This is a genomic window from uncultured Phyllobacterium sp. (assembly GCF_902479695.1).
In the GTDB taxonomy this organism is placed as follows: Bacteria; Pseudomonadota; Alphaproteobacteria; order Rhizobiales; family Rhizobiaceae; genus Phyllobacterium; species Phyllobacterium calauticae.
Map to the genome: position 1 here is coordinate 125,759 of NZ_CABSQF010000009.1, position 16,409 is coordinate 142,167.

16 protein-coding genes and 1 pseudogene are annotated in these 16,409 nt (G+C 61.5%); 7 read left to right on the forward strand and 10 right to left on the reverse strand.

Annotated elements, in window-relative coordinates:
• Window positions 1–31: 31 nt before the first annotated feature.
• The 6 genes from RDL77_RS08050 to RDL77_RS08075 all read right to left on the reverse strand — a co-directional run bounded on the left by RDL77_RS08050 (window position 32) and on the right by RDL77_RS08075 (window position 5,829).
• Window positions 32–2,059 (reverse strand): ASKHA domain-containing protein, encoded by a 2,028-nt coding sequence (locus RDL77_RS08050; RefSeq protein WP_288192475.1) that lies wholly within the window; start codon window positions 2,057–2,059, stop codon window positions 32–34.
• A 139-nt stretch (window positions 2,060–2,198) separates the two neighbouring features.
• On the reverse strand, window positions 2,199–3,161 hold the full coding sequence (locus RDL77_RS08055) for a methyltetrahydrofolate cobalamin methyltransferase (protein WP_288192462.1): 963 nt from the start codon (window positions 3,159–3,161) through the stop codon (window positions 2,199–2,201).
• Between the two features lie 11 nt (window positions 3,162–3,172).
• On the reverse strand, window positions 3,173–4,039 hold the full coding sequence (locus tag RDL77_RS08060; RefSeq protein WP_223612821.1) for a methylenetetrahydrofolate reductase: 867 nt from the start codon (window positions 4,037–4,039) through the stop codon (window positions 3,173–3,175).
• A 16-nt stretch (window positions 4,040–4,055) separates the two neighbouring features.
• Entirely contained in the window at window positions 4,056–4,358 is a 303-nt protein-coding gene (locus RDL77_RS08065; RefSeq protein WP_105732287.1) for a virulence factor, read from the reverse strand.
• A gap of 187 nt (window positions 4,359–4,545) precedes the next feature.
• On the reverse strand, window positions 4,546–5,130 hold the full coding sequence (locus RDL77_RS08070; RefSeq protein WP_288192463.1) for a DUF4893 domain-containing protein: 585 nt from the start codon (window positions 5,128–5,130) through the stop codon (window positions 4,546–4,548).
• A gap of 66 nt (window positions 5,131–5,196) precedes the next feature.
• Complete coding sequence (locus RDL77_RS08075) at window positions 5,197–5,829, reverse strand: DUF1638 domain-containing protein (protein ID WP_288192464.1); 633 nt, start codon at window positions 5,827–5,829, stop codon at window positions 5,197–5,199.
• Between the two features lie 69 nt (window positions 5,830–5,898).
• On the opposite strand from RDL77_RS08075, the gene RDL77_RS08080 reads away from it, so the two are divergent.
• Window positions 5,899–6,054, forward strand: coding sequence for an entericidin (locus RDL77_RS08080; protein WP_223612824.1), 156 nt, complete (start codon window positions 5,899–5,901; stop codon window positions 6,052–6,054).
• 86 nt (window positions 6,055–6,140) lie between these two features.
• Here RDL77_RS08080 and RDL77_RS08085 read toward each other — a convergent pair whose 3' ends face one another.
• Entirely contained in the window at window positions 6,141–6,839 is a 699-nt protein-coding gene (locus tag RDL77_RS08085; protein WP_091877729.1) for a B12-binding domain-containing protein, read from the reverse strand.
• A 253-nt stretch (window positions 6,840–7,092) separates the two neighbouring features.
• Here RDL77_RS08085 and RDL77_RS08090 point away from each other — a divergent pair, with 253 nt between their 5' ends.
• The 4 genes from RDL77_RS08090 to RDL77_RS08105 all read left to right on the forward strand — a co-directional run bounded on the left by RDL77_RS08090 (window position 7,093) and on the right by RDL77_RS08105 (window position 12,117).
• Window positions 7,093–8,679: a trimethylamine methyltransferase family protein gene (locus tag RDL77_RS08090; RefSeq protein WP_223612825.1), complete on the forward strand. Its 1,587-nt coding sequence runs from the start codon at window positions 7,093–7,095 to the stop codon at window positions 8,677–8,679.
• A gap of 86 nt (window positions 8,680–8,765) precedes the next feature.
• Window positions 8,766–9,452, forward strand: coding sequence for a 4Fe-4S dicluster domain-containing protein (locus tag RDL77_RS08095; RefSeq protein WP_288192465.1), 687 nt, complete (start codon window positions 8,766–8,768; stop codon window positions 9,450–9,452).
• A 75-nt stretch (window positions 9,453–9,527) separates the two neighbouring features.
• A complete protein-coding gene (locus RDL77_RS08100; protein WP_288192466.1) occupies window positions 9,528–10,112 on the forward strand; it encodes an RNA polymerase sigma factor in 585 nt (194 codons plus the stop codon).
• Window position 10,113: 1 nt separating this feature from the next.
• The gene (locus RDL77_RS08105) at window positions 10,114–12,117 is read left to right on the forward strand and encodes a VWA domain-containing protein (protein WP_288192467.1); all 2,004 of its coding nucleotides are present in this window, start codon (window positions 10,114–10,116) and stop codon (window positions 12,115–12,117) included.
• 196 nt (window positions 12,118–12,313) lie between these two features.
• Here RDL77_RS08105 and bmt read toward each other — a convergent pair whose 3' ends face one another.
• Together bmt and RDL77_RS08115 are read right to left on the reverse strand one after the other, a co-directional pair.
• Window positions 12,314–13,327: a betaine--homocysteine S-methyltransferase gene (gene bmt / locus RDL77_RS08110; protein WP_288192468.1), complete on the reverse strand. Its 1,014-nt coding sequence runs from the start codon at window positions 13,325–13,327 to the stop codon at window positions 12,314–12,316.
• An 86-nt stretch (window positions 13,328–13,413) separates the two neighbouring features.
• Window positions 13,414–14,250, reverse strand: a complete 837-nt coding sequence (locus RDL77_RS08115) for a helix-turn-helix domain-containing protein (protein ID WP_223612830.1) — start codon at window positions 14,248–14,250, stop codon at window positions 13,414–13,416.
• A gap of 115 nt (window positions 14,251–14,365) precedes the next feature.
• Here RDL77_RS08115 and RDL77_RS08120 point away from each other — a divergent pair, with 115 nt between their 5' ends.
• The gene (locus RDL77_RS08120) at window positions 14,366–15,400 is read left to right on the forward strand and encodes a fatty acid desaturase (protein ID WP_288192476.1); all 1,035 of its coding nucleotides are present in this window, start codon (window positions 14,366–14,368) and stop codon (window positions 15,398–15,400) included.
• A gap of 9 nt (window positions 15,401–15,409) precedes the next feature.
• A complete protein-coding gene (locus RDL77_RS08125) occupies window positions 15,410–16,168 on the forward strand; it encodes a phosphate/phosphite/phosphonate ABC transporter substrate-binding protein (protein WP_288192469.1) in 759 nt (252 codons plus the stop codon).
• 32 nt (window positions 16,169–16,200) lie between these two features.
• Here RDL77_RS08125 and RDL77_RS08130 read toward each other — a convergent pair.
• Window positions 16,201–16,409 (reverse strand): annotated as a pseudogene (locus RDL77_RS08130) (hypothetical protein); the annotation flags it as partial.

Consider the following 16,409-nt stretch of genomic DNA (forward strand, 5'->3'; position numbering starts at 1 on the left):
TTCCCCGCATGGCAAACTCAAGTGAATGGATTTATTCACGCGACCTGCGTGCAGCCCTGTCCTCGCGCGAGCGGCGGCGCGGCGTGGCATCGCCCGCCTGACCATCCTCACCGACATTCTTGCGCGGCGGCAGGGTGACGGCCAGCGACAGCTTGGGGAAGGGGTCGATCTTGTTGGGCATGGCCATGGCATAGACGAAATGCTCCTGGAATTTTGGCTCCAGCGCCGTCTCGATCTTTTCGATGCGGGTGACGGTGTCTTCGATCTCGCGGCGGTAGTCGCGGTTGAGCAGCGCCATGCGCGCGCCTGTGCCCGCCGCATTGCCGACAGCCTTCACCTTGTCGAGGTCGCAATCGGGAATGAGCCCGAGCACCATGGCATATTTCGGATCGATGAAGGAGCCGAAGGCCCCGGCAAAGCGGATCTGGTCGACATGGTCGATGCCCTGCTTGTCCATCAGCAGCTTGACGCCGGCATAGAGCGCGGCCTTGGCGAGCTGGATCGCCCGCACGTCGTTCTGCGTGATGATGATCGTCGGCGACCCCTCGTGCAGCAGATAGGAGAAGGTACGGCCCGTTGGGCGGATGCGCGGTGATTTGGCGGCAAGGCTGCCATCCACCACGCCATCTTCGGAAATGATGCCGGAAAGGTACATTTCCGCGACGACTTCGATGATGGCCGAGCCGCAAATTCCAGTAATGCCACTCGCCTGTACCGCTTCGGCAAAGCCGGGTTCATCCGACCATTGTTCCGTACCGATGACGCGGAAACGCGGCTCCAGCGTCAGGGGATCGATGCGCACGCGCTCGATGGCGCCGGGCGCAGCGCGCTGGCCGCCGGATATTTCGGCGCCTTCGAAAGCGGGGCCGGTCGGAGAGGAGGCTGCAACGGTGCGCTGGCGGTTGCCGAGCACGATTTCGGCATTGGTGCCGACATCGACGAGCAGCATCATCTCGTCCTGCCGGTGCGGGCCTTCCGCGAGCGTCGCCGCAGCGGCGTCGGCACCGACATGGCCGGCGATGCAGGGCAGCATGTAGACCCGCGAGCCGGGGTTCATGGCAAGGCCAATTTCACTGGCTTTCAGATGCACCGCGCCGGACACGGCAAGCGCAAAGGGCGCGCCGCCCAGTTCGGTGGGGTCAATACCGAGGAACAGGTGGTGCATGATCGGATTGCCGACAAAGACCGCATCGAGAATGTCTTCGCGCGCAACATTCCCCTCGGCGCAGACCCTGCCGATCAGATCATTGATGGCTTCGCGCACCGCATTGGTCATGCCTTCGCGGCCGTCCGGGTTCATCATCACGTAGGAGACGCGGCTCATCAGGTCTTCGCCGAAGCGGATCTGCGGGTTGGACGTTCCGGCCGAGGCAATGGTGCGCACCGACAACAGGGACGACAGGTGCATGGCAATGGTGGTGGAGCCGATGTCGCAGGCGATGCCATAGGCTTCGTTCTTCAGGCCCGGCCACAGGCCGATCATCACCGGTCGCGATGTTTCCTCGTCGTGGTGGATGGCGGCGGTAACCGACCATTCGCCCTTGCGCAGGATCTTTTGGATCTGCGGCAGCAGATAGGTATCCACGTCGAGATTGCGGATGCCCCATTCCTTTTCCAGCGCGGCTTTCAGGCGATCGAGATCGCCAAGCGGCTTGTGCATGTCGGGCTCTTCCACCTCGACATAGCACATGTGCACGGCGGGATTGCGCTCGATGACGCGCGTATCGGCATCCTTGCGCACGACCTGCGCATTGACCTGCACGTCCTGCGGCACGTCGACAACGAGATCGCCGAGAATGGTGGCCGAGCAGGAAAGGCGGCGCCCGTCCTTCAGGTCACGCTTTTCGGCATAGCGCTTTTCCTTCGGGCCGAATTCGGAGATGTGGTCGTTGGAGGAGGTGATGCCGTGCTTGGCAAAACGGCCTTCCTGCACGTCGATCTGGCAGCGCCCGCAGATGCCGCGCCCGCCGCACACGCTTTCCACATAGACACCCAGGGTCCGCGCTGCTTCCAGCACGGTCGTGCCGACCGGAAAATGCCCGCGCTTGCCCGACGGCATGAACAGGACAAGTGCGTCCTTTGCCGATGCTTCAGTGTCTTTCACGGGTGCGTCCACGATCAATGCTCCAAGACTTCAAGGCGAGGGGCATTTACGCCCACCGCCTTTCTATGCCGAGCCGTTGGCCCGGTGCAAACAGTCAGCCTGCGGCGCCGCGCCGCGCTTCACGGCCACCACGCCGCCGTGCGCCGCCATTGGCGTCGGCAGGCACCGAAACAGCAGGCGCTGCCCCGGCCGCGGCCGGCTGGTGGTCGCGATACTTCTTGATCCAGTAGGTGCAGTTGGCGTCGGTGCCGTTGAGGACGTTGGCGGCGTGAACCGCTTCCATTTCCTGCGGACGGCAGGGATTCATGATCGCCGATGTCATGCCAGCGCCGATCACCATGGGAATGAACCCGGCATTGATGCCGTGGCGATGCGGCAGGCCGAACGAGATGTTGGACAGGCCGCAGGTGGTGTTGACCTTCAGTTCCTCGCGCAGACGGCGCAGCAATGCAAAAACCTGGCGGCCCGCATCGCCGAGAGCGCCGATGGGCATGACCAGCGGATCGACAACGATGTCATGCGCCGGAATACCGAAATCGGCGGCGCGCTGCACGATCTTCTTGGCAACGGCGAAACGCACGTCCGGGTCCATGGAAATACCGGTCTCGTCGTTCGAGATGGCGACGACGGGAACGTTGTATTTCTTGATCAGCGGCAGGATGGCTTCCAGCTTTTCCTCTTCGCCGGTGACGGAATTGACCAGCGGGCGGCCCTTGGCAACCTTCAGTGCGGCTTCAATGGCGGCGGTCACTGAACTGTCGATGGACAGGGGGACGTCGACGAGATTCTGCACCATCTCGAGTGTCTTGACGAGAAGCCCCGGTTCCGTGGCATTCGGGTCGACGGAGGTGACGCCCGCATTGACGTCAAGCATGGTTGCACCAGCGGCAACCTGTTCCAGTGCGTCCTTGATGACCGTATCAAAAATGCCGGCAGCCATCTCGGCCGCGAGTTTCTTGCGGCCGGTCGGATTGATGCGCTCGCCGATCACGCAGAAAGGCTGGTCAAATCCGATGATGATTTCTCTGGTCGCCGAGGCAACGATGGTGCGGGTCATTCAGGAAATCCTTAGTTGGATGCTGCGGATGCGTATTGGGCCGATGCGACATTCCAGGAGCCGCGATCGACCAGCCATTCGGAGGACTTCTTCAGGCCGCCGAACGGGAAAATGTGGATCTGCTTGATGGCAGAGGCCGGGCTGTTGATGACATGCTGCTCGATCGGGCCAACCACGCCTTCCGGCGAATGGCTGGTTGCAAGCGCTGTCAGCGACAGGGCATTCTTCTTCAGGAAGCTGATCGAGTTGCCGACGCCGCACATGGCGGCATATTTGATCAGCGTGGTGATCTTGGCGGGACCGGCAACGCCGAGATGCACCGGCAGATCAACGCCATGTTCGCGCAGGGATTCGGCATAGCGGATGAAACGCTCGGCGTCGAAACCGAACTGCGTGACCACGCGCAGGCGGGCGCCGGTGCGCTCGCCGAAATTCTTCTTCAGGCGCAGGGCTTCCAGCGCCACGGCCTCGGAAAACTCCGGGCTGCCTTCGGGATGGCCGGCAACGCCCATCTCGGTGATGCCGTATTTGTCGAAAAAGCCGGTTTCCAGCACTTCCATGGTGGAGGAGAACTCGCCGGCCTGCCGTTCGAGGCCGCCGCCGATGACCAGCACGTCGGTCACCCCTGCTTCTTCAGCGGCGCGGCGGATGCGGGTTTCCAGGGCTGCCCGTGTTCCAAGGCGGCGGGAGGCGAAATGCGGTACGGGCTTGTAGCCGAGATCATGAATGCGCTTGGCGGCAGCGGTGAGCGTGTCCACGCCATCGGTGCCCATGTCGGTGATGTAAACACGCGTCCCTTCCGGAAACAGACCCGGCAGGTCCTGTGAGTCAATCGCCTGGCGCGCGGCCACTTCGATGGATGCTGCGATCTTTGTCATTGGCTTTGCTTTCAATTCATGAATTGTCATGTCCGCCTGCCTTTACCAGCGCTACAAGGCGCTCCCGATGATATTCGCTGTCGATACGGGCGAGGGCTGCATCAGCCTCCGCGTCCAGATCGTCACTCACCGGCACCGGTGTTCCCCGGCGCCATTCTGCCAGATAGGCGTCCGAATCCTTGGCGCCTATGCGCATCGCACACATGTCGATGGCCTCAGTAAATCGAAGAGGAAGTTCACGTTTTGCGGCCTGGCGTCCCTTTTTGACGGTCACCTGAGCAGGAATGTCCCGCCAATAAACGACAATGAGATCGGCCATGCACTTTATCCTCCAACGAGGACCGTTTTGCCGGAAAATCAGGGGTTAAGCTTGCTATCTCACGACGTGCGCGCCCTCAAATGCGACGTGCACCATTGTTGCTTTTGCGACAGGGATTTTAGCGGGATATCTGTATTCAACCCCAGCCCCCATGGATGGCCGGGGTGACATTGCGATCACGCGGCCTTCAGCGCTTGAATTCCATGACGTTGAGCAGGGATTCGTAATAGGGTGCCGGGAATTCGATGCGGAAGGCGTTCTTGCCGGTGCGGTAGGCATAGCCCGCTTCGTCGGTTTTCGGACCTGCGCCGTATTTCACCGGTTTCTGATCCGCGACATAGCCGGTGCCGAGATAGGTCAGGCGCGTGTCGCTTTCGGTGTAGAACCGGCCCTTGGTGCGCTGCGAGCCCGTCACCTTTTCCAGCGCCCAGCCCGAGCCGTCGTCGGTGACCCTGCACTTGAACCAGCCATAGACAACGAGTGCCGGGGCCATGCCGCCAAGCTTGATTGTCCGGCACTGCCAGTTGCCGGTCATGTCGAAATCCTGGCTGAACGGCAGGCCGGGCCGCTTCAAGAGGTCATCGACCAGACGCACATCCGCCGCAGTCCCGCTCGCCCTGGCCTGCGTCAGGGCCTTGGCCTTTGTCTGCTCGTATTGTTCGAGACGCTTGCTGTCAGATGCGGTGATGATCCTGGTGATTGCGCCATCCGCATGGGCGGCAGTCAGCATGCTCAGGCCGATCATGACGGCAAAAAGGCTTCGAGACACCATGGAACTGTCCTTTGTATTCGATTCCGTTGGAGGCAACATGCCGATTTGGGGACAGAAAGGAAAGCGTCAAGGCGCGGCGGGTGCCGCCGCCCGTGTCAGGGCGGGGACCAGATCGCCATAGGCGGTAAAGCGCCGCTCATAGGCAAGGCCGAGAAATTCCGCCGCCCGTTCCGCATTGGCATTGAGTTTGGGGTCGTCGGTCTGGGCGAGGTAGATCATCTTGGTGTAATTGCCGAAATACATGTCGCGCAGTTCCGGATGCCGGTCGAGGCCAAGCGGCTTGACCATGAAGGCCTGGAAATGCCGGGCAAGGAAGTCGGTCATGAAAAACGACGTCATGTCGTCCTCCCATCGGGAGGCAAAGGCGTCGTTGCCGACATAGAACGAGAAGCAATGCGGCCCCTCGATTCGCTCTACGCCATGCTTCGCGCAGACCTGATCGAGCAGGCCGCCGGTGCCGCAATCAGCATAGCCGACGAAGATACGCTTGATGCCTTCAGCCTTGGCCCGTACAATGGCCCGGTCAACCGATGGGGCGATTTTCTGGGGGTAATGGTGATAAACGGCGGGCAGGCATTTCAGTTCGATATGATCGAGGCCGAATTGCTCGCGGATGGCCAGTATTTCGCGGGCAATCATGCCACAGGCGATCACCCGGACCTTTTCCGGCGTATTATTCGAGTTCCGGCTCATATTCATGGAACTGATTTCGCTCCATCGCGTTATGCGAACGTTGATTAAATTCTATCAGAACGGGAGACCCTGTCCATGAAACTATCACGCGTTGTACCAATTGCCGCTGTTCTTGCTGTCGTCGCTCTTGCCGGCTGCGCCAACACCATCCGCGGCATGGGTGCAGATACAGCCAATACCGTGAATGCGACCCAGTCCGCTGGTCACAGGGTTGTAAAAGCTGCCAACTGATCCCCAGGTCTGAGAAGGCCGATTTCAGCAAACCCATATTATGTTTGAAAAACGGCCGCATTTGGATGCGGCCGTTTTGTTCCGGTTCAGGCGCCGGACATCTGATTGTGCTTGCGCTTCATGTAGTCCTTGGCGGTTTCCACCGCGACGGCCGCATCGCGGCAATAGGCATCGGCACCGACAGCCTTGCCGAATTCCTCGTTGAGCGGAGCACCGCCGACCAGCACGACGTAATCGTCGCGAATGCCCTTTTCCTTCATCGTGTCGATGACGACCTTCATGTAGGGCATCGTCGTCGTCAGCAGGGCGGACATGCCGAGAATGTCGGGCTTGTGCTCTTCGATGGCGGCGAGATAGTTCTCGACCGGGTTGTTGATGCCAAGGTCAATGACATCGAAGCCTGCGCCTTCCATCATCATGCCGACGAGATTCTTGCCGATGTCGTGAATGTCGCCCTTCACCGTGCCGATGACAAGTTTGCCCTGTTTCGGCGCGCCGGTGGCGGCAAGGAGAGGGCGCAGGATGAACATGCCGGCTTTCATCGCATTGGCCGACAACAGGACTTCCGGCACGAAGAGGATGCCGTCGCGGAAATCCTCGCCGACGATGCGCATGCCTTCGACGAGCGCTTCGGTCAAAACCCTGTAGGGGACCCAGCCGCGCTCGAGCAGGATATTGGTGCCTTCCTCGATTTCTTCCTTCAATCCGTCGTACAGATCGTCGTGCATTTGTTCGACGAGTTCGTCGTCCGAAAGCTCCGAAAGAATGATTTCATCGTCGGCCATGGGTGTTCTTCCTCTCAAGCGTTATGCACAGCTTTGTACCGGTACTGGCATTCCCTTAACATATCGGGCAAGTTGCTGAAAACGCATTGCTTAAATGCGACCTCGTAAATGACGAAAACGACTGTCTGTTTGTCTTCCATGCGCCATTGTTTGACGCACACGGGAACGCCCCGATATGTGTCGCGGGTAGGATTTGGGTGTTGAGGTCATGACCGAAGAACCAATCCGCGCATCAAGCGCCTGGAGAGAGAAAATGAATCAGGAAACGCCAGCCGACGCACCCGTGGACACTGCAGAAAGCGGCGGACGCCGCGGGCGCGGTGCCGGTGCAGGCGCTGCTGCACGCCGTGCCGCCCGTTCCGGCGGCGGCCCGGGCAAGTCGCTCACCTTTATCACGCGCAAGATTCGCGAATATGAAGTGCTGGATGAGGAAGGGCTGGCGCTGATCGAAGCCAATGCGGATACCGTGCTTGAAGAGATCGGCATCGAGTTCCGCGACGATGCGGAAGCCCTGCAGCTCTGGCGCGAAGCCGGTGCCGATGTCAAAGGCGAGCGGGTGCATTTCCCCAAGGGGCTTCCCCGGTCGCTTTTGAAAACCGCGCCTTCGGTCTACACGCAGTATGCGCGCAATCCCGAACGGTCCGTGCAGATCGGCGGCAAGGCCACGGTGTTCGCGCCGGTCTACGGCCCGCCCTTCGTGCGCGACCTTGAAGGCAACCGCCGCTACGCGACCATCGAGGACTTCAACAATTTCGTGAAGCTCGCCTATATGGCGCCGTCGATCCACCATTCCGGCGGAACCGTGTGCGAGCCGGTCGATGTGCCCGTCAACAAGCGCCATCTCGACATGATCTATGCGCACATCAAATATTCCGACAAGCCGTTCATGGGCTCGGTCACCGCGCCCGAGCGCGCGGAAGACACGATTGCCATGTGCAAGCTGGTGTTCGGCGAGGACTATCTCGACCAGAACACTGTTTTGACCAGCCTGATCAATGCCAATTCGCCCATGGTCTTCGACGAGACGATGGTCGGCGCGCTGAAGGTCTATGCCCGCAACAATCAGGCCTGCATTGTTACGCCGTTCATTCTCGCCGGTGCCATGAGCCCGGTGACGGTGGCCGGCACGCTGACGCAGGTTCTGGCGGAAGTGCTGGCCGGTGCGTCCTTCACCCAGCTCATCCGCCCCGGCGCTCCGGTGATTTTCGGCACCTTTGCCTCGTCGATCTCGATGCAGTCGGGCGCGCCGACATTCGGCACGCCGGAACCCTCGCTCGTCTCCTACGGCGCGGCACAGCTGGCACGGCGTCTCGGACTGCCGTTCCGCACCGGCGGTTCGCTCTGCGCTTCGAAGGTTTCCGATGCGCAGGCAGCCTATGAAAGCGCCAATACGCTGAATTCGACACTGCTGGCCGGAACGAACTTCGTGCTGCATTCGGCCGGCTGGCTCGAAGGCGGTCTCGTGTCCTCCTATGAAAAGTTCATGATGGATATCGACCAGCTCGGCATGGCGCAGAAATTCGCCGAAGGCATCGATCTCTCGGAGAACGGCCAGGCCATGGACGCGATCCGCCAGGTGGGCCCGGGCAGCCATTATCTCGGCTGCGACCACACGCAGGCGAATTTCCAGACGGCGTTCTACCGCTCGAACATTGCCGACAACAATTCCTACGAGCAATGGCTGGCCGAAGGCGAAAAACGTGCAGACCAGCGCGGCAACGAGCTGGCACGGCGCTGGCTTGAAAGCTACGAGGCGCCTTATCTCGATCCGGCCATCGACGAATCGCTGAAGGAATTCATCGCCAAGAAGAAGGCGTCGATGCCCGACGCATTCACCTGAAAGAAGCCCGAGGACGGCCGGGCTAAAGTGGCCAATCTGATCCATCAGGAAGTCTGGGCCTCTGCTGTCAAAGGTCCGGGCCCCGGATGATCTTTGCCGATCCGTTCCTTGACCAGATCACCGCCGCGCTGGAACCGCATGGTCTCGTTCCGCGCGGCGGTTTCGTGTTTGGACCCGATGAGGCCGCGCCCGGCCTGCACCACGGCGCTGCAGCGCGTAGTGTGGTTCTCGTCGGCCATTTCGGATCGACCATCTGGCCGCATTTTACACGATGGCGGCAGTTGCACAGCGACCAGCCCAATCCGCTGGATGCATGGTCCAAGGCGGTGCTGACGCATGTTGCGGTCGAACTGGACGGGCAGGCGGTGTTTCCGTCGGACAGGCCCTATCTGCCCTTCCAGCAATGGGCGAAGCGGGCGGAAGGCCTGTCTGCCTCGCCGCTGGGGCTGCTGATTCATCCCGAATATGGGCTCTGGCAGGCGTTTCGCGGTGCGCTGCTGTTTGACAGGGCGATGGGTTTTCCCGCTGTCCCGTTGAACAACCATCCCTGCGATACCTGCATCGAAAAGCCCTGCCTGCACGCCTGTCCGGTCGATGCTTTCGACGGTGTGGGCTTCACTGTGGGCCGCTGCCGCAGCCATCTGGCAGTGCCGGAAGGCGCGCTTTGCATGGATGGCGGCTGTCTTGCCCGGCTGGCCTGTCCCGTGGGCCGTGAACACGCCTATACGGCGGACCAGCAGCGCTTTCACATGGCGGCGTTTGCCGCGGCCTGACGTCAGCCAAGAAATATTTTGATTGATTGCATTTTTTCACCCAAGGATTGACGCCGTCGCATCGTCAAAGCTGCGATGAACAGGGTGACAGGCATTTTGGATATTTCCGGTTTGACGGATGACACGGCGGATAGTTCAACCCTTGTGGCGCAGGCGCGGGCAGGGAACCGCAGCGCATTCGGGCTCCTGATCGAGCAGAACTATGACTTCATCCACCGCATCGCCTGGCGCTGGTCGGGCAACCGCAACGATGCGGAGGATATCGCGCAGGATGTCTGCATCAAGCTCGGCAGCGCCATCCGGCAATGGCGCGGCGAAGGGCTGCTGCGCACCTGGCTCTACCGGATGACGCTGAATGCCGCGCGTGATCACCTGCGCCGCCATGTGCGTGAAAAGCGCAAGGCCGAGGCCTATCACCGCGAACTGCTGAGTGACGCTCCACCTCCCGATGCCGGGGATGATGACGTCACCGCTCTGTGGGCGGCGGTCAAGACATTGCCTGATAAGACCGCGGATGCCGTCCTGCTGGTCTATGGGGAGGGCTTGAATCATGCGCACGCAGCCGAAGTGCTCGATTGCGCCGAAGCCACGGTTTCGTGGCACATCCACGATGCCAAGAAACGGCTGAAGCGCATCCTGCGCGCGCCGGAGGGCCTTTGACATGACCGACGATCAGGACCTGAACCAGCTCGGCCGCATGACGCCGCCACCGCCTGCCGATGCAGCCAGGCGCGCCGCCCTGCAGGCGGCCATGCGGGCGTTCGACGATGCCGATGCAAAAAAAACCGCAGTGCAGACCCAAGGAAGCGGATTCGTCCGGCGTCTCAGTTCCATCGCAACCCAATTGTGGAGTGAAACGATGGAAAAGAAATTGCTGCTGACGACATCGGCCCTCGGCGGCCTGCTGATCCTGCCTGTCGCGGGTTATATCTCCTGGAACATAATGCACGATCCGCGCATGCTGGCGGGGGATCAGCAGGCTCCCGTCACCATAGAGGCGCAGCCGCCGCAGGTCGACGAGCCGAAACCCGTGCAGCCGCAACCCCTGCCAACGGTCGAACCGGCGGCACCGCGCCAGCCAGCCGTCAAGCAGGCACCGCTTGCCAGGCAGATCGAGGCACTCAGCAGTTCGAAAACCGTCGGGCAGGCAAGTCCGGCCGCCGAAAAGCCGGTAGCGATGGCTCCCATGCCCGCGCCCGCCGTGGACATGGCGCGAGACAGCATTGCCCCGCAGCAACCCTCTGGCGACCGGGTCCAGCGGTTCGACACCAATCCGGTCAAGCGCGTGGCCGATGATCCGGTGTCGACATTCTCGATCGATGTGGACACGGCATCCTACGCCATGGTGCGCCGCGCGCTGAAGGACGGTGCCTTGCCCGATCCCGACAGCGTGCGCGTCGAGGAGATGATCAATTATTTCCCCTATGACTGGAAAGGGCCGCAGAGCCGCGAGACGCCGTTCAACACCACGATCACCGTGACGCCGACCCCGTGGAACCAGAACACCAAGCTGATGCATATCGGCATCAAGGGCTATGACGTCGTCCCGGCGGAAAAGCCGCGCGCCAATCTGGTGTTCCTGATCGATGTCTCGGGATCGATGGATGAGCCGGACAAGCTGCCGCTGCTGAAATCCGCCTTCCACATGCTGGTGGGCAAGCTCGATCCCAAGGACAAGGTGTCCATCGTCACCTATGCGGGCAATGCCGGGACCGTGCTGGAACCGACGGAGGTAAAGGACAAGGCAAAAATCTTTGATGCATTGAACCGTCTGGAGGCGGGCGGATCGACGGCGGGCGAAGCGGGTATCAAGGAGGCCTATCGCCTCGCCAAGGCCAATTTCGTCAAGGATGGCGTCAACCGCGTGATGCTGGCAACCGATGGCGATTTCAACGTCGGCCAGTCCAGCGACGATGAGCTGAAGACACTGATCGAGGATGAGCGCAAATCCGGGGTGTTCCTGTCGGTCTTCGGGTTCGGCGAGGGCAATTACAATGACCAGATGATGCAGGTCCTGGCGCAGAACGGCAACGGCACCGCCGCCTATATCGATACGCTGGCCGAAGCGGAGAAGACGCTGGTGCAGGAAGCAACCTCGACGCTGTTTCCGATTGCCAAGGATGTGAAAATCCAGGTCGAGTTCAATCCGGCTACCGTCGCGGAATACCGGCTGATCGGTTACGAAACCCGTGCCCTCAAGCGCGAGGATTTCAACAATGACCGCATCGATGCCGGTGAAATCGGCTCGGGGCATACGGTGACGGCCATTTACGAGATCACGCCGAAGAACAGTCCGGCGGTGCTGACCGACGACCTGCGCTACGCCAAGCCGAATGCAGCGGCTGCCGATGCCAAGACAGGGTCTGATGAATATGCGTTCTTCAAGATCCGCTACAAGCTGCCGAACGGGGATGTGAGCAAGCTGATCACGACGCCCGTGACCAAGGCCAATGAGGTTTCGGCAGCCGAATCGAACGATGTGCGGTTCTCCACGGCCGTTGCCGCCTTCGGTCAGAAGCTGCGCGGGACGGATAGCCTGGCGACCTACAGCTATGCCGATATTGCCAGGCTCGGCGCGGGGTCACGCGGCGACGACGCCTTCGGCTATCGCAGCGAGTTCCTGTCGCTGGTGCGGTTGGCCGATGCGCTGGAAGCTAAGAAATAGGTTTGTTGCATTGCCAAAAAGCAAATGGCCGGGATTTCCCGGCCATTTTTGTCATGTGTCTTGGGAGAGTTGCACAATCACCGTGCGTGGTTCGACAAGCTCACCATGAGGGAAGTGGTTTGATTGCAGCCCACAAGCTCCCTCATGGTGAGCTTGTCGAACCACGCACGACCACACGGCCTCAAATGGCCCGATTTCAGCCCCGGCGGCCGCGGCGCTCGCGCTTGGGCAGGTCATCGGCATGGGCGGAAAGCTTGTTGCGCATCGGCCCGATGGTTTCGATGATGGTCTCTACCGTCGGCCGGGTGCCGCTGACATGGCTGTCGAGCGCCTTGCGCATGGCAGCCAGATGCACGAACGAGGTGCCGCAGCAGCCGCCGATGATTTTTGCGCCGCCGTCAATTGCCATATGCGCATAATTGGCCATGAGCTCCGGCGTGCCGGAATAGAAAATCTCCGCGCCGCGGAATTCCGGAATGCCGCAGTTGCCCTTGATGACGATGGTGGCCTGCGGATCGGCCTCCGACATGTCGAGCAGCGACGCAAGAATATCCGAGGCGCCGACACCGCAATTGGCGCCGACGGCGACAGGGCGCGCGGCAAGTCCATCGACGACGGCGTGAATATCCTTCGGCGGCAGGCCCATCATGGTCTTCCCCGCCGTATCGAACGAGCCGGTATAGACATAGGGCAGGCCGACCTTGACGGCCGCTTCTGCAGCGGCCCGGATTTCACCGGGTGCCGACATGGTTTCGATCCAGGCCACATCGACGCCGCCGGCCTTCAGGCCTTCCAGCTGTTCGGTGAAGGCGGCAACGGCGTCCTCTTCGGTCAGTGCGCCAAGCGGCACCAGCAGTTCGCCCGTCGGTCCGACCGATCCGGCGACAATCACCTTGCGCCCGGCCTTGTCGGCGACGGCGCGCGCGAGTTCGGCGGCCTTCTTGTTCAGCTCGAAAACCCGGTCCTGCGCGTGATGCAGTTTCAGGCGATGCCGCGTGCCGCCGAAGGAATTGGTGAGGATGATGTCAGCCCCGGCATCGACAAAGCCCTGATGCAGGGCAAGAATCTTTTCCGGCTGGGCTTCATTCCACAGTTCCGGGGCTTCTCCAGCCTCAAGACCCGATGCGAACAGGTTCGTGCCCGTCGCGCCATCAGCCAAAAGGACACCTTTTTCAGCAAGAAGTTCGGCAAGCGGATTGGCTGTGGTCATGGCGCGTTCCTATGGTGCTATTTAGATAACGATATAAGGAAGTCTTTATATGTGGTCAATCTTCATTTGCGACAAGTGCTGCCGCATCATTCGGCCTTGAGCGTGGAAATATAGGCGGCGACCTCGTGCGCGTTGATCTTTGCCACACGGATCAGCCCGTCGAAATGCCGCTGCATGGTTAAGACAGCTTCCGTGGTGTTGAGGACAAGATACATCTCGCCGACGAAGATCGCGGCGCGGTAGGGGCCGAAGACCGTGTAGGGCACGGAGAAGCGCTCGCGCCCGTCGAACAGATAGAGCCGGAAGGACGGGTAGAGCTCGTCGATCAGGACGCTCATCTGCTGCAGCTGTTCTTCCCGGATATCGCGGGACAGGTCGCCCCAGATGCCGCCGCCCTTGGCGAAATCGCGCAGGGTCTGGTAGGGCATGCACACTTCCATGTCCGTGCCGGGCTGGCGGTTGTAGTCCAGCCGGAACGCGGTTTCGGCGATCTGGGTGACGGGGTCGCGGTGCACCAGCGATGTCTCGTAGGCGATCACCGCCTGAGTGCGCAGGAGGTCGGGAATGCGGGCCGGGACATAGCGGATCTTGCTGCCCGAGGCTTCCGCATGCCAGCGCACCAGCAGCGTCCGCTCAAAGCCGTCGACACCCTCCTCGATCTCCATGCTGGCGCGCAATTCGCCGATGATGCCCTCGTCCTGGCTGAGGCCCAGCAGCCAGTCCAGCGACACGGCATAACGTTCGGCAATGTTGAGCAGCGTTTCCACGCGCGGCAGGCGGGTGGACTGGCCGGACAGGAGCTGGGAGAGGGCGGAGCGGTCGATGCCGACCGCCGCCGCAAAGGATGACTGGTTGTCGCCGCTGCGGTTGAGCAGGCTCCTGATCCGCTCCTGAAACAGGCGTGACAGATCGCGTTTGTCCATTTTCCCGCTCCTTTGTTTACTGAGTACAACAAATGCAAGATTTGGTGCGCAAAATCAACGGTTTCTCACAATAATATCATTGCTGACAGTTTTGGACAGTGAGACCATGAAAGTCATGGAATCAGAAGCACATACAGCAGAACCAACTGACAAAACCAGCCGGGAACGCAAACACCCCGGCATCGAATGGCCAACCATTGGCTTGATGCTCGTCTGCTACGGACTGTGGTTCGCAGCCGGAGCATACCTCTATCCCACCATGCCGTTCGCGGCCCTGGCGCTGATGGCGGTGGCGGTGGCGTTTCACTCCTCGCTGCAGCACGAAGCCCTGCACGGACATCCCACACGCAGCGGCTGGCTGAACGAGCTTCTCGTCTCCCTGCCGCTCGGCCTGTTCTATCCCTATCGCCGCTACAAGCATCTGCACCTGAAGCACCATGCGGATGAACGGCTGACCGATCCCTATGACGATCCGGAGAGCTATTACCGGGCGCTGGGCGACTGGGATAAACTGCCGGGTGCTCTGAAAACCCTGCTGCGCTGGAACAATACGCTCATTGGCCGGGTTGTCATCGGGCCGGTCCTCATGGTGATAGGCTTTCTCATCAGCGAGGCCAGGCTGATTTCGGGCGGCGACCGCAAGGTCCGCAATGCCTGGTTGTCGCACGCTGCCGGGCTGGTCGTTCTGGTTGCGCTGTTGCTGGCGTTCGGCATTCCGCTCTGGCTCTATGCCGTGACATCGGCCTATGCGGGGTTGTCGATCATCGCCATCCGCACCTATTGCGAGCATCAATGGTCCGAGCGTCCGGATGGCCGCACGATCATTGTCGAGAAATCGCCGCTGGCGCTGCTGTTCCTCAACAACAACCTGCATTTCGTTCATCACAAGCGGCCAACCGTTCCGTGGTACAGGCTGCCGAAGCTCTACAGCGAGCAGCGCGAGGAATGGAAAGCCATGAATGGCGGCTATGTCTTCCGCAACTATTTCGAGATCCTGCGCGCCTATGCCTTCCGCAGCAAGGAAGAGGTCGTGCATCCGGTGCTAAGGCGCGAACCGGCAACGGCCCGGGCTTTCCATCCGCGCCGCCACGGCATTTCCCTGCAGGGCGGCACCAGCGTGCCTATTCCCGCCGAGCCTCCGACAGAGTAACATTCCCGCATGACCCCTATTGCAGCCTTGCCGATGTATGATTGGCCGGAACGCCGCGCCGAAGTGGATGCGCAGTGGCTTGTCCTGCGCGACAGGCTGCGGGCAACGGGATTCGATGCGCCGGATTACCTGACGCGGCGCAACGGCGACCTGCCGCCCGTTCCCGGCGGTATCCGCGATGCCTCGGGCGCGGCGATTGCGCCCGATCCCGCGACACTGCCGCCGGATGAACTTGATCTGCCGACGCTGTGGCGCCATCCGGCGCTCCTGCTCGCCCAGACGTGCTGGGGGCCGATGGAGCTCGGCCTTGCCGCCCATGTGCATGTGGCGGGGCAGGACGACTATTCCGGCGTGGCGGGCGGCGACGAGGCGTTCTATTCCAGCGCGCTTGTCATGCGCCGGGGCGAGGGACTGGCGGTTCCGGCACCGCGCGGCGGCGAACCGGTCCTGCCGGTGGATCGCCTGCGCGGCAAGCGTCTTGCCTTCAACAGTCCTGATTCCATGTCGGGCTATCTCGCCATCGAGCGCGACCTGGCGCTGCGGGGCGAGGGGTTCGACCTGTTCGCGCGGCTTGTCGAGACGGGCGGCCACCGCCTGTCCATCGAAGCGGTGGCGTCAGGCCGTGCCGATGTCGCCGCGATCGACTGCAAGTCGTGGGCGCTCGCCCAGCGCCATCATGAGGCCGCCAGTGCCCTCATCGTCGTGGGCTGGACGGGCAGGCGCAAGGGCCTGCCCTTTGTCTCGGCGTTTGAGGGTGTGGCTGTTTAGATCCACGCACCACAGATTCTGCAGCGATCCAGTCACCCGCGCATTTTGGCACCGGATGGATCGAAGGGCGGCTCGATGTTGATGCGGGCGGCGCGGCGAAGACCCAAAATCTCGATCTCGAACAGCCCGGCATTCTCGTTGTCGGCAAGCTCGGCGGGCACATAACCCCGCGCCATGGGATGGCCGACCTAATGGGCGTCGCCACCCGCCGTGGCCCAGCGCCCGCCGCGCCAGCCACCCG

What these genes read in the sequence shown, in the direction of transcription:
- RDL77_RS08050 (WP_288192475.1), bottom strand. Translation starts at nt 2,059, where the DNA reads ATGCCGTCGGGCAAGCGCGGGCATTTTCCGGTCGGCACGACCGTGCTG.
- RDL77_RS08055 (WP_288192462.1), bottom strand. Translation starts at nt 3,161, where the DNA reads ATGACCCGCACCATCGTTGCCTCGGCGACCAGAGAAATCATCATCGGA.
- RDL77_RS08060 (WP_223612821.1), bottom strand. Translation starts at nt 4,039, where the DNA reads ATGACAAAGATCGCAGCATCCATCGAAGTGGCCGCGCGCCAGGCGATT.
- RDL77_RS08065 (WP_105732287.1), bottom strand. Translation starts at nt 4,358, where the DNA reads ATGGCCGATCTCATTGTCGTTTATTGGCGGGACATTCCTGCTCAGGTG.
- RDL77_RS08070 (WP_288192463.1), bottom strand. Translation starts at nt 5,130, where the DNA reads ATGGTGTCTCGAAGCCTTTTTGCCGTCATGATCGGCCTGAGCATGCTG.
- RDL77_RS08075 (WP_288192464.1), bottom strand. Translation starts at nt 5,829, where the DNA reads ATGAATATGAGCCGGAACTCGAATAATACGCCGGAAAAGGTCCGGGTG.
- RDL77_RS08080 (WP_223612824.1), top strand. Translation starts at nt 5,899, where the DNA reads ATGAAACTATCACGCGTTGTACCAATTGCCGCTGTTCTTGCTGTCGTC.
- RDL77_RS08085 (WP_091877729.1), bottom strand. Translation starts at nt 6,839, where the DNA reads ATGGCCGACGATGAAATCATTCTTTCGGAGCTTTCGGACGACGAACTC.
- RDL77_RS08090 (WP_223612825.1), top strand. Translation starts at nt 7,093, where the DNA reads ATGAATCAGGAAACGCCAGCCGACGCACCCGTGGACACTGCAGAAAGC.
- RDL77_RS08095 (WP_288192465.1), top strand. Translation starts at nt 8,766, where the DNA reads ATGATCTTTGCCGATCCGTTCCTTGACCAGATCACCGCCGCGCTGGAA.
- RDL77_RS08100 (WP_288192466.1), top strand. Translation starts at nt 9,528, where the DNA reads ATGAACAGGGTGACAGGCATTTTGGATATTTCCGGTTTGACGGATGAC.
- RDL77_RS08105 (WP_288192467.1), top strand. Translation starts at nt 10,114, where the DNA reads ATGACCGACGATCAGGACCTGAACCAGCTCGGCCGCATGACGCCGCCA.
- bmt (WP_288192468.1), bottom strand. Translation starts at nt 13,327, where the DNA reads ATGACCACAGCCAATCCGCTTGCCGAACTTCTTGCTGAAAAAGGTGTC.
- RDL77_RS08115 (WP_223612830.1), bottom strand. Translation starts at nt 14,250, where the DNA reads ATGGACAAACGCGATCTGTCACGCCTGTTTCAGGAGCGGATCAGGAGC.
- RDL77_RS08120 (WP_288192476.1), top strand. Translation starts at nt 14,366, where the DNA reads ATGGAATCAGAAGCACATACAGCAGAACCAACTGACAAAACCAGCCGG.
- RDL77_RS08125 (WP_288192469.1), top strand. Translation starts at nt 15,410, where the DNA reads ATGACCCCTATTGCAGCCTTGCCGATGTATGATTGGCCGGAACGCCGC.